Source organism: Streptomyces lavendulae subsp. lavendulae (assembly GCF_002803845.1).
GTDB lineage: Bacteria > Actinomycetota > Actinomycetes > Streptomycetales > Streptomycetaceae > Streptomyces > Streptomyces lavendulae.
Genome location: NZ_CP024985.1, coordinates 2,367,200 through 2,382,363 on the forward strand (window position 1 = coordinate 2,367,200; position 15,164 = coordinate 2,382,363).

Here is a 15,164-nt window from a genome sequence, read left to right on the forward strand (position 1 = left end):
CGCGACGGCCCCAGTGCGAAGAGGGAAACGTGGCGAACAGGGAAATCGGCCTGACCGGCGGTCAGACCGGCGTGTGGTTCGGGCAGCGGCTCGGGGTTCCCGGCCAGGCGTACAACGTCAGTCAGTACACCGAGATCCGGGGCACCGTGGACACGCCCGCCTTCGTGGCCGCCGTGCGCCGGATGGTGGACGAGACCGAGGCCTACCGCCTCGCCTTCCACGATGCGGAGCACGGACCGCGGCAGACCTTACTGCCGCCGGGCGACTGGACGCCCGTGACGGTCGACGTCAGCCAGGAGAAGGACCCGGACGCCGCCGCCATCGGCTGGATGGAGTCGGACCTGGACGCACCGGTCGAGCTGATCGGCGGCGCCCTGTTCAACATCGCGCTGCTCAAGCTGGCCGAGGACCGCCACTGGTTCTTCCAGCGCGCCCACCACGCGCTGCTCGACGGCTACAGCGGCACCCTGACCCTCAACCGGACGGCGGAGATCTACACCGCGCTGGTCCGCGCGGAACCCGTGCCCCCCTCCCCCGCCGGGACCCTGGACGAACTGCTCGCCGCCGAGGCCGAGTACCGTGCCTCGGACTCCTTCGCGGCGGACCGCGAGCACTGGCTCGGCCGCACGCAGCGGCGCGGGGCGCCGGTCAGCCTCTCCGACCGCACGCGTCCGGCATCGGCCAAGCCGCTGCGCTGCTCGGCCCGGCTGCCCGCCGGCGTGCTGGACGGCATCCGGTCGTTCGCCCGGGCGGAGCGCACCGGCTGGACCGCGGCCGTCACCGCCGCCGTCGCCGCGTTCCTGTACCGGCTCACGGGTACCCGGGAGGTGTCCCTCAGCCTCCCCGTGACCGGCCGCTCCACGCCGGCCGAGCGCCGGACGCCGTCCATGATGGCCAACGTCCTGCCGCTCCACCTCACCGTCACGGGCTCCGAGCCCGTGGGCGACCTCGTGCGGCAGACGTCCGCCGAGATGCGCCGGACCCTTCGCCACCAGCGTTTCCGCAACGAGGACCTGCGGCGGGAGCTCGGTACGGTCACGGAAGGAGCCGGCGGCTTCGGCCCGCTGGTCAACATCCTGGCCTTCGACCAGGGTCCGAGCTTCGACGGGCACATCGGGGTCGTGCGCTACCTCAACACCGGCCCGGTCGAGGACCTGCAGGTCGTGGTGCACCCGGAGCCCGGCGGCGACGGGCTGCTGATCTCCTTCGACGGCAACCCGGCCTGCTACGACCCCGCAGAGCTCTCGTCCCACCTCGACCGGTTCCTCCGCTTCGTCGAGGAGTTCGCCCGGGACCGCGACCGGAGCGTGGACGCGGTCACCATCCTCTCCGGCGAGGAGCACGACCGGCTCGTGTCGGCCTGGCCGGGGCGGTCCGTGGAGGTGCGGCCGGACACCCTGCCCGAACTGTTCGCCGCCTCCGCGGCCCGCCGGCCCGAGCACACGGCAGTGGTCTGCGGTGAGGACTCGCTCACCTACGCCGAGCTGAACACCCGCGCCAACCGTCTCGCCCACCACCTCGTCGACCAGGGCATCGGCCCCGACACCGTCGTCGCCGTCTCCCTCCCCCGCTCCCTCGACATGGTCGTGGCACTCCTGGCCGTACTGAAGGCCGGCGGCGCCTACCTGCCCGTCGACCCCGGCTACCCCGACGACCGGGTCCGCCACATGCTCGACGACGCCGCTCCCAAGCTGGTGATCAACGGCGCATTCATGTCGTCCGAGGGCGCGGCTCCCGGCCTCCTGCGGTATCCCGATCACAACCCCGACCTGAGGGGTGCCCTGCTGCCCGGTCACCTCGCCTACCTCATCTACACCTCCGGCTCCACGGGACGCCCCAAAGCGGTGGCCGTCACCCATGCCGGCATCCCCAGCCTGGCCGCCGACCACCTCGCCCGTTACGGCATGACCCCGGACTCCCGGGTCCTGCAGTTCGCCTCGCTCAGCTTCGACGCCGCAGTGGTCGACCTGATCAACGCGCTCTTCTCCGGTGCGACGCTGGTCCTGCCGCCCCCGGGTCCCCTGGTCGGCCGGGAGCTCGCGGACTTCCTCGTCACGCGGGAGGTCACCCACGCGATGGTGCCGCCGGCGGTCCTCGCCACCCTTCCCGCCGGCGAGTACCCCGCGCTGGAGGTCCTCATCACCGGCGGCGACGTCCTCCCCCGGGAGCTCGCGGCGCGCTGGGCCGCGGGGCGGCGGATGTTCAACGCCTACGGACCGACGGAGTCGACGGTCGACGCCGTGGTGGCCGAGGTACCCGCCGACGGGACCGGCCCCGTCCCGATCGGCACACCGGTCTGGAACACGCGGGCCTACGTCCTGGACGGCAGCCTGCGGCCCGTGCCGGCCGGTGTTCCGGGAGAGCTGTACCTGTCGGGGGTGGGCCTCGCCCGTGGATACCTCAACCGTCCCGCCCTCACCGCCGAACGCTTCGTACCGGCACCGTACGGGGCTCCCGGTGAGCGCATGTACCGCACGGGGGACACGGCTCGCTGGCGCGCCGACGGCATGCTCGAATACCTCGGCCGCACCGACGACCAGATCAAGCTCCGCGGCTTCCGCATCGAGCTCGGCGAGGTCCAGGCCGCCGTCACGGAGTGCCCCGGCGTCGCCGCGGCGGCGGTGGTGCTCCGTGAGGACCGCCCCGGCGACCACCGCCTCGTCGCGTACGTCGTACCCGACGGTGCCACGCCGGTCGACACCGCGGGCCTGGGAAGGCGGCTGCCCGGCCACATGCTGCCGTCCGCGTTCGTGACGCTCGACGCGCTCCCGCTCAATCCCAGCGGCAAGCTGGACCGCACGGCGCTTCCCGCGCCCCGGCAAGCCGCCCGCCCGCGCCGGGCCCCCCGTACGGCCCACGAGGAGGTCCTGCGCACGCTGTTCACCGAGGTCCTCGGCACCCCGGAGGTCGGGATCGACGACAGCTTCTTCGACCTGGGAGGCCACTCCCTCCTCGCGACCCGGCTCGTCAGCCACATCCGCTCCGCCCTCGGCGTCGAGATCCCCCTGCGCACCGTCTTCGAAGCACCGACCGTCGCCGGACTGGCCCGGCACCTGGACACCACCGACCGGCGGACCAGGACCCCGCTCACCCGCCGCACCAGGCCCCGCACCCTGCCCCTGTCCCACGCCCAGAACCGCCTCTGGCTCCTGAACCAGGTCGAGGGGCCGAGCGCCACCTACAACCTGGCCCAGGCGGCCCACCTCACCGGCCCGCTGGACACGGCCGCCCTGGAAGCGGCGCTCTCGGACGTGGTGGCGCGCCACGAGGCCCTGCGCACGGTCTGCCGGTCGGCGGGCGGGGACCCGTTCCAGGTGGTGCTCGACATCGCTCGGGCACGTCCCGTACTGGAACGGGCGGCCGGGGGCGAAACCGTGGAAACGGCCGCCCGCAGGCCGTTCGACCTGTCGGACGGACTTCCCCTGCGTGCCGTGCTGTTCGAAGAGGGCCCCGAGGAGCACGTGCTGCTCCTGGTCATCCACCACATCGCCGCCGACGGGTGGTCGATGACCCCCCTCGGGCGGGACCTGTCACAGGCCTATGCCGCACGGCTGCACGGACACGCACCCGACTGGGAACCCCTCCCCGTCCAGTACGCCGACTACACCCTCTGGCAACACGAACTCCTCGACGGCGACAACGGCATCGCACCCACCCAACTCGACCACTGGCGCCACGAACTCACCGGACTCCCCGACGAACTCACCCTCCCCACCGACCGCCCCCGACCCACCACCTCCACCCACCAAGGCGCACTCGCCCACTGGCACATACCCCCCACCACCACCCAAACCCTCCACACCCTCGCAAAAGACACCGGGACCAGCCTCTTCATGGTCCTCCAAGCCGGCCTCGCCACCCTCCTCACCCGCCTCGGAGCCGGCACCGACATCCCCATCGGCGCCCCCGTCGCAGGCCGCACCGACACCGCCCTCGACCACCTCATCGGCTTCTTCGTCAACACCCTCGTTCTGCGCACCGACACCTCACACAACCCCACCTTCCGCGAACTCCTCACCCGCGTCCGGGAAACCGACCTCCGCGCCTACGCCCACCAGGACCTCCCCTTCGAACGCCTCGTCGAAGACCTCAACCCCACCCGCTCACTCGCCCGCCACCCCCTCTTCCAGATCATGCTCAACCTCCACGGCGATGCGGTCGGAGCCATCGATCTGCCGGGGCTGAGCACGACGGCGCGGCCGATCAACGCGATCGCGGCCAAGTTCGACCTGTCGTTCACCGTCGTCGACTCCGCGGCCGAAGGCCTGCGGGGCACCACCGAATACGCCACCGACCTCTTCGACCCGGACACCGCCCACGCCCTCGGCACCCGCCTCGTCCGGCTCCTCGAAACCGTCGCCGCCCACCCCGACACCCCCATCGACACCATCGAACTCCTCACCCCGGAAGAACACGCACACGTACGGGACAGTTCGTCGGGGCGGTCCGTGGAGGTGCGGCCGGACACCCTGCCCGGACTGTTCGCCGCCTCCGCGGCCCGCCGGCCCGAGCACACGGCAGTGGTCTGCGGCGAGGACTCGCTCACCTACGCCGAGCTGAACACCCGCGCCAACCGTCTCGCCCACCACCTCGTCGACCAGGGCATCGGCCCCGACACCGTCGTCGCCGTCTCCCTCCACCGCTCCCTCGACATGGTCGTGGCACTCCTGGCCGTACTGAAGGCCGGCGGCGCCTACCTGCCCGTCGACCCCGACCACCCCCGGGACCGGGTCCGCCACATGCTCGAAGACGCCGGCGCCGGCCTCGTGCTCGACGCCGACGCCCTGGCCCGCCTCGACCTGACCCAGCGGCCCGACCACGACGTCGACCTCGGGAACCGGCTCACACCGGACCACCTCGCCTACGTGATCTACACCTCCGGCTCCACCGGGCGGCCCAAGGGCGTGGCGATCCCGCACGGCGGCATCGTCAACCGGCTCGCCTGGATGCAGGGGGAGTACGGCCTCACCCCCGAGGACCGGGTCCTCCAGAAGACCCCGTTCACCTTCGACGTCTCGGTGTGGGAGTTCTTCTGGCCCCTCCTGGAGGGTGCCACCCTGGTCGTCGCACGGCCGGACGGGCACAAGGACCCGCTCTATCTGGCGCGCCTCATCCGCTCGGAGGGCGTGACAACCGCGCACTTCGTGCCCTCGATGCTCCAGGTGTTCCTGCACGAGCCGGAGGCATCGCGGTGCAGCAGCCTGCGGCACGTGATGTGCAGCGGTGAAGCGCTCCCGCGGGACCTCCAGGACGAGTTCCTGAACGTCCTGGACGGCGTGCCCCTGCACAACCTGTACGGCCCCACCGAGGTCTCCGTCGACGTCACGTCCTGGGAGTGCCGGGCCGAGCCCGGTGCCACCTCCGTCCCGATCGGCCGTCCGATCTGGAACACCGGAGCCCTCGTCCTCGACGAGGGCCTGCGGCCGGTGCCGACGGGCGTGCCCGGGGAGCTGTACCTGTCGGGGGCGGGCCTCGCCCGTGGTTACCTCAACCGTTCCGCCCTCACCGCCGAACGCTTCGTACCGGCACCGTTCGGGGCTCCGGGTGAGCGCATGTACCGCACCGGAGACATCGCCCGGCTCCGCCCCGACGGAGTCCTCGAATACCTCGGCCGCACCGACCACCAGGTCAAGATCCGCGGCATCCGCATCGAACTCGGAGAGATCCAGGCCGTCCTCACCACCTGCCCCGGCATCGCCCGAGCAGCAGTCATCGCACGCGAAGACACCCCCGGAAACCCCCGCCTCGTCGCCTACGTCGTCCCCGACGGCACCACACCGGTCGACACCACCGGCCTACGCCACACCCTCCCCGCACACATGCTCCCCACCGCCATCGTCACCCTCGACGCCCTCCCCCTCACCCCCAACGGAAAACTCGACCGCACGTCACTCCCCGCACCGCAGACCGCTGCACGAGCGCGCCGGGCCCCCCGTACCGCGGGTGAGGAGGCCCTGCACTCCCTGTTCGTCAGCACGCTCGGCACCGCGGAGGTCGGGATCGACGACAGCTTCTTCGACCTGGGAGGCCACTCCCTCCTCGCGACCCGGCTCGTCAGCCACATCCGCTCCGCCCTCGGCGTCGAGATCCCCCTGCGCACCGTCTTCGAAGCACCGACCGTCGCCGGACTGGCCCGGCACCTGGACACCACCGACCGGCGGACCAGGACCCCGCTCACCCGCCGCACCAGGCCCCGCACCCTGCCCCTGTCCCACGCCCAGAAGCGCCTCTGGCTCCTGAACGAGATCGAGGGACCCAACTCCGCCTACACCGTTCCGGTGGCGGTCGCGCTCTCCGGGCCGGTCGACGCCGATGCGCTCCGGGCCGCCCTCCGTGATCTCGCCGTCCGCCACGAGAGCCTGCGCACGGTCTTCGGCCTGGACGACGAAGGTCCCTTCCAGCTGGTCCGCGATGCCGGTGCCGCGCGCCGGCTGCCGCTCGAACAGGTCGGGGTCGCCCCGGACGAGCTGGACCGCATGCTGGCCGAGTACCGTGGCCGCCCCTTCGATCTGGAAGCCGATCTCCCGGTCCGGGCAGTGCTGTTCACCGTGAACCCCGAGGAGCACGTGCTGCTCCTGGTCATCCACCACATCGCCGCCGACGGGTGGTCCCTGGCACCCCTCGGGCAGGACCTGTCACAGGCCTACGCCGCACGGCTGCACGGACACGCACCCGACTGGGAACCCCTCCCCGTCCAGTACGCCGACTACACCCTCTGGCAACACGAACTCCTCGACGGCGACAACGGCATCGCACCCACCCAACTCGACCACTGGCGCCACGAACTCACCGGACTCCCCGACGAACTCACCCTCCCCACCGACCGCCCCCGACCCACCACCTCCACCCACCAAGGCGCACTCGCCCACTGGCACATACCCCCCACCACCACCCAAACCCTCCACACCCTCGCAAAAGACACCGGGACCAGCCTCTTCATGGTCCTCCAAGCCGGCCTCGCCACCCTCCTCACCCGCCTCGGAGCCGGCACCGACATCCCCATCGGCGCCCCCGTCGCAGGCCGCACCGACACCGCCCTCGACCACCTCATCGGCTTCTTCGTCAACACCCTCGTTCTGCGCACCGACACCTCACACAACCCCACCTTCCGCGAACTCCTCACCCGCGTCCGGGAAACCGACCTCCGCGCCTACGCCCACCAGGACCTCCCCTTCGAACGCCTCGTCGAAGACCTCAACCCCACCCGCTCACTCGCCCGCCACCCCCTCTTCCAGATCATGCTCAATCTCCAGAACAACGCCGAGGCGGTCCTGGAGCTGCCCGGGACGCGGGTGGCCCCCCTGCCGCTGACGGGCGGTGCGGCCAAGTTCGACCTGTCGTTCACCGTCGTCGACTCCGCGGCCGAAGGTCTGCGGGGCACCACCGAATACGCCACCGACCTCTTCGACCCGGACACCGCCCACGCCCTCGGCACCCGCCTCGTCCGGCTCCTCGAAACCGTCGCCGCCCACCCCGACACCCCCATCGACACCATCGAACTCCTCACCCCGGAAGAACACGCACACCTCCTCGACCACGCGTCGGGGCCCTCCCGGGAGACTCCGCCGGACACCCTGCCCGATCTCTTCGAGGCCGCGGTCGCCCGGACGCCCGACGCCCCGGCACTGCAGTTCGGTGAGGACACGCTCACCTACGCCGAGCTCAACGCCCGCGCCAACCGTCTCGCCCACCACCTCGTCGACCAGGGCATCGGCCCCGACACCGTCGTCGCCGTCTGCCTGCCCCGCTCCCTCGACATGGTCGTGGCCGTGCTCGCCGTGCTGAAGGCCGGCGGCGCCTACCTGCCCGTCGACCCCGACCACCCCCGGGACCGGGTCCGCCACATGCTCGAAGACGCCGGCGCCGGCCTCGTGCTCGACGCCGACGCCCTGGCCCGCCTCGACCTGACCCAGCGGCCCGACCACGACGTCGACCGCGTCGGCCGGCTGCACCAGGACAACCTCGCCTACGTGATCTACACCTCCGGCTCCACCGGACGGCCCAAGGGCGTGGCGATCCCGCACCGGGGGGTGGTCGGCTACCTCTCCTACCTGCACGGCCTGACCGGGCTGACGGCGCAGGACACGGTGCTGAACCTGGCCTCGCTCTCGTTCGACCCCTCCGTGCGCGACGTCTTCGGCACGCTCACCGCGGGCGCCCGGCTCGTGCTGGTGCCGCCCGAGGCCGCCAAGGATCCGTACGCCCTGCTGGCGGCCCTGGACCGGCACGAGGTCAGCGTGCTGCTGTCCCTCGTCCCGACCGTGCTCGGCGCGCTCGCGGAGGCGGCGCGGGACAGCGGTACCGGTCCGCTGGCCGGGCTGCGGCTCGGTCTCGTCAGCGGTGAGGCGCTGACCGGCGGCCATGTGGCCCTGGCGGCCTCGGTCGGCGCGGACTGGCGGTTGGTCAACCAGTACGGGCCGACGGAATCCACCATGACGGTGACGTACCAGCCCGTCGACCCCTCGACGGCTCCTGAGGCCCTGGTCCCGATCGGACGCCCGATCCCGAACGCCCGGTGCTACGTCCTCGACGACGGGCTGCGGCCCGTACCGCCCGGCGTTCCGGGAGAACTCCACCTGGCGGGCGGTGACCTCGCCCGCGGCTACGCCAACCGGCCGGAGCTGACGGCGAGCCGGTTCCTCCCCGATCCGTTCGGGGCTCCGGGTGAGCGCATGTACCGCACCGGAGACATCGCCCGGCTCCGCCCCGACGGAGTCCTCGAATACCTCGGCCGCACCGACCACCAGGTCAAGATCCGCGGCATCCGCATCGAACTCGGAGAGATCCAGGCCGTCCTCACCACCTGCCCCGGCATCGCCCGAGCAGCAGTCATCGCACGCGAAGACACCCCCGGAAACCCCCGCCTCGTCGCCTACGTCGTCCCCGACGGCACCACACCGGTCGACACCACCGGCCTACGCCACACCCTCCCCGCACACATGCTCCCCACCGCCATCGTCACCCTCGACGCCCTCCCCCTCACCCCCAACGGAAAACTCGACCGCACGTCACTCCCCGCACCCCGGGAGACGGCCCGCGCGGGACGCGAACCCGCCACCGAACGCGAGGCCGTCCTGCACGGCGTCTTCGCCGAGGTACTGGGCCGGACCGGCTTCGGAGTCGACGAAGGCTTCTTCGACCTCGGCGGCCACTCCCTCCTCGCGGCCCGCCTGATACACCGCGTACGCGGGGCCACGGGTGTGGAACTGCCCCTGCGGGCGGTGTTCGAGGCACCGAGCGTGGCCGGGCTGGCCGGCTGGATGGACGGCGGGAGCACCCGGAGCAGCGCACTGGACGTGCTGCTCCCGGTCCGCGCCTCCGGCAGTGCCGACCCGCTGTTCTGCGTACACCCCGTGGGCGGCCTGGGCTGGTGCTACACGCGCTTCGTCCCGTACCTGGCACCGGACCAGCCCGTCTATGCGCTCCAGGCACGGGGCATCACCGAGCCCGACCGCCTGCCGACGGACATCGAGCAGCTCGTCGACGACTACGTCGAGCAGATCCGCACGGTCCGGCCCAACGGTCCGTACCGGCTGCTGGGCTGGTCGTTCGGCGGGAACGTGGCGCACGCGATGGCGGTGCGGCTGCAGGAGCTCGGGGAGGAGGTCTCGCTGCTCGCCCTGCTCGACTCCTGCCCGAGCGATCTGCTGGAGCAGCTTGATCCGGATGCCGAACGGGAGCGCATGGACGCTTTGATGGCCCAGTTCGGCGAAGGGGTCGAGGCCATGCAACAGGGGCTGGCGGAGGACTCCGAACTGGCCGGGGTCATGAACCGGGAGGTGAGCGTCCTGCAGGAACTGACCGTCGCCGAGACCACCGCGATGCGGGACGCGTCGGTCCACAGCAGTCTGATCCTGCGGAAGTACCGCACCCGGCGGTTCGACGGCGACCTCCTGTACTTCACCGCGCTGCTGGAGCGGCCCGAGGGCACCCCCGATGTGACGGCGTGGGAGCCGTACGTCAGCGGGACCATCCGCAACCATCCGGTCCGGGCCAGCCACGCGGGGATGATGGACGCGGCGCCGGTCGCGGAGATCGCCCGTGTGGTGGCCGGGGTGCTCGGGCAGGCGGAAGGGGCCGAAGCGTGAGCGCGTCCGGCACGGGCCTCGCCGGCGCTCCGGCCGGCAAGGTCCGCCCGCTGCGCGAGAACCGCGACTTCCGGCTGCTGTGGACCGGAGCAGGCCTGTCGCTGCTCGGTTCCCGGACGAGCGCGGTCAGCTACGGGCTGCTGCTGCTCCAGACGACCGGGTCGGCCGCGGCGGCCGGCCTGGTGGCCTCCGCCGCGCTCCTGCCCAGCCTTCTGGTGCAGCTGCCCGCCGGGGTCCTCGTCGACCGCCGTGACCGCCGCCGCCTGATGATCGGCTGTGACCTGGGGCGGATCCTCGCCCTCGTGAGCGTGGTATTGGCGGTGGCCGGCGGCCACGTGTGGCTGCCGCACCTGGCGGTGGTCGCCTTCGTCGAGGGCAGCCTCACCCTGGTCCACCAGCTCGCGGAGCGAGGCGCGGTGCGCAACCTCGTGGCACCCGAGCACCTGGGAGCCGCCTTCGCGCAGAACGAGGCGCGGGGGCGGGCGGCGGGGCTGCTCGGCGGCCCCCTCGGCACTGTGCTGTTCACGGTCGGGGGGTGGTGCCCGTTCCTGTTCTCGGCCGTCGGCTACGCGCTGTCGCTGGGCACCCTGTCGGCGATCAGGACCCGGTTCCAGGAGGGCCGGGAGGAGTCCGGCGGGCGCAAGGTGACGGCGGAGCTGGCGGAGGGGGTCCGGTGGCTCTGGGGCAGCCGGTTCCTGCGGATCGCGCTGGCCGCCGTGGCCGGGTCCAACGTGCTCTTCCAGGTCCTGATCCTGGCCGTTCCGTTCCTGCTGCTGCAGGAGCAGGGGCGTTCCCCGGGCACGGTGGGCGTGGTGCTCGCCGTCAGCGGCGCGGGGGGCGTGCTCGGGGCGCTGAGCGCCCGTTGGTGGATGCCCCGGCTGACCCTGCGCACCGTCCTGGTCGGGAGCACTGCCGCGTGGGCCCTGCTGATGCCCGTGATGGCGGCGGCCGACGATCCGTTCGTACTGGGTGCGCTGTTCGCCGCGATGAACTACGTCGGCGGGGTGCTCAACGTGCTGGCCTCGGTGTACCAGATACGGATTACGCCGGATGCGCTGCAGGGCCGGGCCGGGGCCACCGCGGGCCTGCTGGTCAGCGGGGCGAGCGCCCTCGGCGCGCTGGCCGGCGGCTTCGTGCTGGACGCGTGGGGTTCGCAGCGGGTGTCGCTGGGCGCCGGTCTGCTCATGGCTTCCGTCGCCCTCTCCTCGGCGGCCGCGCCGAGCGTACGGAGCGCCACGTTCCGGGCGACGGGGGACGGGGCTCCCGGCCGGGCCTGAGCGGGCGGGGGAAGCCCCCGGCCGGGCCGCCGCTCCTGCGGGGCCCGGCCAGGGGCTCCGCCGCCGGGCCCGCACGGGCGGCGATATTCGGCCGGATGGCTCAAGGGGCCTCGCCCGGAAGGGTGGCGGGCGGGCAGAATCCCCCCATCGGAGCGGGTCGACGGGGGCGGGGCGGGCATGGCGGTGCGGGCGGGCGCGGAAGCGGGCGGGGGCGCGGGGGCCGAGGTCCCCGAGCTCGAAGGGGGGTCGCTGCTCGGGTCGCTGCTCGATCTCAAGGCCGACTCACTCGGCACCTATCTGCGCGCCCGCGCACGGCACGGCGACGTCGTACGGATCACGGCCGGGCCGCCCGGACTGCGCGCCGAGCTGTACTGCGTCTTCTCCGCGGAGGGCGCCCAGCGGGTGCTGGCCACCGAGTCCGCCAACTTCCGCAAGGACAACCCCTTCTACCAGGAGATCCGGGAGTCCTTCGGCAACGGCCTGCTGACCAGCCAGGACGAGGACTACCTGCGCCAGCGCCGGCTCGTGCAGCCGCTGTTCACCCGCAAGCGGGTGGACGGCTACGCCGACGCCGTCGCCGCCGAGACCGCGAGCACCCTCGCGGGCTGGGAGGAGCGCGGGGACGCGGTCGTCGACGTCGGCGAGCAGATGACGCACCTGGCCCTGCGCGCCGTGGCCCGGATCCTCTTCGGCACCGACGTGGACGCCACGGTGGACGTCGTGGACCGGTGCTTCCCCGTGATCACCGAGTACGTGCTGCGCCGCGGCTACTCCCCCGCCAACGTGCCGCGCGGCTGGCCGACCCCGGGCAACCGGCGGGCGGCGGCGGCCATGGAGGAGCTGTACGCCGTCTGCGACGGGATCATCTCGGCGCGCCGGGACGCCCCGGACGGGCAGGGTGCGGGCGGCGAGGACCTGCTGACCCTGCTCGCCGCCGCGCAGAGCGGGGACGACGCCGGCTTCGACGCGGCCGAACTGCGCGACCAGGTACTGATCTTCCTGCTGGCCGGCCACGAGACGACCGCCACCTCGCTGGCCTTCGCCCTGCACCTGCTCGGCCGCCATCCCGAGGAGCAGGCGCGGGCTCGCGAGGAGGTCTCCCGCGTGCTGGGCGACCGTACGCCGCAGGCCGCGGACCTGGACCGGCTCCCGTACCTCACCCAGGTGCTCAAGGAGGCGATGCGGCTCTACCCGGCCGCCCCCGTCATCGGCCGCGAGGCCGTGGCCGCCACCGTGATCGACGGGCACACCGTCCCGGCGGGTGCCACCGTGATCCTCGCGCCCTGGGTGACGCACCGCCACCCCCGCTACTGGAGCGACCCGGACCGTTTCGACCCCGGCCGTTTCGCCCCGGAGGCGGAGGCGGCCCGCCCCCGCTACGCCTGGTTCCCCTTCGGCGGCGGCCCGCGCGCCTGCATCGGGCAGCACTTCTCGATGCTGGAGTCGGTGATCGCGCTGGCGATGGTGCTGCGCGCCTACGAGTTCGAGGCGGTGGACACCGAGGTGCCGGTGAGCGCCGGGATCACCCTGCGCACGACGGGCCCGGCCCGCTGCCGGATCCGCCGCGTGCGGCCCTGAGGCGGATCAGCGGTAGTCGTCCGGGTGGTCCTGCATCCAGGTGTTGATCTCGTCGCGGGTGCCGATGAGGGTGCTCTGGTGCTTCTTCAGGTTCTCGAAGGTACGGTCGCCGCCGAGCTCCCGGTCGAGCTTGGCCACGGCGGCGATCGGCTCCGGGAAATGGCCGGGGCCCTTCGGGTCGGCCTTCATCGCGCGGTCCATGCGGTGGAGTTCGTCGTGGACCCGGCCCAGGAAGTAGGCGCAGTTCCCCGGGGTGCAGGACTCGCCGAGGGTGGCCTGGAGCCCGGCGAAGGCGTCCCGGACCTTCTCCGGCCCGGGGGCTACGGGCGCGGCGTCGCCGGCCGGGGGCGACATGGGCGGGGTGCCCCCCGGAACGCGCGGCGAGGGCGCTGCGTCCGCGGCGGGCGGGCCGGACGCGGTGGACGCCGGTGACGGGCCGGACACCGGCGAGGCGGCGGACGCGGGCGACGGGGCCGAGGAGGCCTTGGGCGTCGCGTCGTTGCCGCAGGCGGCGGTGAACCCCGCCAGGGACAGCGCCAGTACGGCGGTGGCCGCCCGGCGGGCGGTGGTGGTGGACCTGGACATCGGATTCCCCCCGAAGTGCGATGATCAACGACCCTACCCGCCCGTTTCCCCCTGGACGGCCGCCGGGGTGTGGTTCCCCTGGAGCCGTGCGAGGTCCGAGGGCCGGACCTGGATCACGAACACGGCGATGGCCGCGCCGATCAGGGTGAAGGCGGCGGCCGCCACGAAGGCCGTGCTCACTCCGGAGGTGAGCACCTGGTCGGCCCAGGGCGCGGGGAGCTGGTGGGTGCGCAGGAAGGCGAGCTTCTGTTCGGGGGTGGAGGAGCGCAGGAAGTCCGGGACCTGTTCCTTGGCCTCGTTGCGGCTGGCCGTGCCGAACACGGTGACCAGGATGGAGAGGCCGAGCGAGCCGCCTATCTGCTGCATCGTGTTGAGCAGCCCGGACGCGGCGCCCGATTCCCGGTCGGGCACGTTGGACAGGGCCATCAGCGTCAGCGAGACGAACTGCAGGCCCATGCCGGTGGCGAAGACCAGCATCGGGCCGAGGATGCTGCCCGGGTACGTGGAGTCGACGTCGATCCGGGTCAGCCAGGCCAGCCCGGCCGCACAGCACAGGGCTCCGGTGACCATGAAGGGTTTGGGCCCGAACCTGGGCAGCAGCTGCGAGGTGACGCCGGCGGCCACCGCGATCATCACGCTGACCGGCAGGAAGGCGAGCCCCGCCTGCAGCGGGCTGAAGCCGAGGACGTCCTGCACGAAGAGCGTGAGGAAGAAGAACATGCCGAAGATCGCGCAGGCGAGGAAGAGCATGATCCCGTAGGTGCCGGCCCGGTTGCGGTCGGCGAACATGTGCAGCGGGGTGATCGGCTGCGGCGAGCGCCGCTCGTTGAGGACGAAGAGGGAGAGCAGGACCGCGGCGGCGACGAAGGAGCCGATCGTGTAGGGGTCGCCCCAGCCCTCCTGGGAGGCGCGGATGAACCCGTAGACGAGGGAGACCATGCCGGTGGTCGACAGCAGTGCGCCGGCGAGGTCGAAGTGTCCGGGACGGCGTTCGGATTCGTGCAGGACCCGTGTGGCGAGCACGGCGATCAGCACGGCGATGGGGACGTTGACGAAGAACACCCAGCGCCAGTTGAGCCATTCGACGAGGATGCCGCCCGCGAGGAGGCCGATCGCGCCGCCGCCCGCCGAGACGGCGGAGAACACGCCGAAGGCCCGGTTGCGGGCCGGGCCTTCGCGGAAGGTGGTGGTGATCAGGGCGAGCGCGGTGGGTGAGGCGATGGCGCCGCCGACGCCCTGGAGGGCCCGGGCCGCCAACAGCTGGCCCTCGTTCTGGGCGAGGCCGCCGAGCAGGGAGGCGAGGCCGAAGAGCAGGACACCGAAGATGAAGACGCGCTTGCGGCCGAGGATGTCGCCGGTCCGCCCGCCGAGCAGGAGCAGTCCGCCGAAGGTGAGGGTGTACGCGTTGACCACCCAGGACAGGCTCTCCGTCGAGAAGTCGAGCGCGGTCTGGATGTGTGGTAGCGCGATGTTCACGATGGTGATGTCGAGAACGACCATGAGCTGGCAGGAGGCGATCACGAACAGGGCCAGCCCTTTTCCGCCCCCTCGGACCGTGCCGTCGGTCCCCTTGTTGGTCGGCAGAGCGTTCGGGTCCACTAGTCGACGCTATGCCCGCACTCCGGGGGTCACCACT

The 15,164-nt window shown here is 72.4% G+C and carries 5 protein-coding genes; 3 read left to right on the forward strand and 2 right to left on the reverse strand.

Going from position 1 to position 15,164, the window contains the following annotated elements; genetic code table 11:
* Window positions 1-29: 29 nt before the first annotated feature.
* The 3 genes from SLAV_RS09910 to SLAV_RS09920 all read left to right on the forward strand — a co-directional run bounded on the left by SLAV_RS09910 (window position 30) and on the right by SLAV_RS09920 (window position 12,943).
* Window positions 30-10,088, forward strand: coding sequence for a non-ribosomal peptide synthetase (locus SLAV_RS09910; protein WP_100660851.1), 10,059 nt, complete (start codon window positions 30-32; stop codon window positions 10,086-10,088).
* Entirely contained in the window at window positions 10,085-11,365 is a 1,281-nt protein-coding gene (locus SLAV_RS09915) for an MFS transporter (protein ID WP_051841347.1), read from the forward strand. The genes SLAV_RS09910 and SLAV_RS09915 overlap by 4 nt, the downstream gene beginning before the upstream one ends.
* A 177-nt stretch (window positions 11,366-11,542) precedes the next feature.
* A complete protein-coding gene (locus SLAV_RS09920; protein ID WP_030238362.1) occupies window positions 11,543-12,943 on the forward strand; it encodes a cytochrome P450 in 1,401 nt (466 codons plus the stop codon).
* Window positions 12,944-12,949: 6 nt separating this feature from the next.
* Here SLAV_RS09920 and SLAV_RS09925 read toward each other — a convergent pair whose 3' ends face one another.
* Together SLAV_RS09925 and SLAV_RS09930 are read right to left on the reverse strand one after the other, a co-directional pair.
* Window positions 12,950-13,528: a hypothetical protein gene (locus tag SLAV_RS09925; RefSeq protein ID WP_030238359.1), complete on the reverse strand. Its 579-nt coding sequence runs from the start codon at window positions 13,526-13,528 to the stop codon at window positions 12,950-12,952.
* Between the two features lie 33 nt (window positions 13,529-13,561).
* On the reverse strand, window positions 13,562-15,127 hold the full coding sequence (locus tag SLAV_RS09930; protein WP_030238357.1) for an MFS transporter: 1,566 nt from the start codon (window positions 15,125-15,127) through the stop codon (window positions 13,562-13,564).
* Between the last annotated feature and the right edge of the window lie 37 nt (window positions 15,128-15,164).

Coding starts and splice junctions, on each gene's coding strand:
- SLAV_RS09920 (WP_030238362.1), top strand. CDS start 11,543: ATGGCGGTGCGGGCGGGCGCGGAAGCGGGCGGGGGCGCGGGGGCCGAG.
- SLAV_RS09925 (WP_030238359.1), bottom strand. CDS start 13,528: ATGTCCAGGTCCACCACCACCGCCCGCCGGGCGGCCACCGCCGTACTG.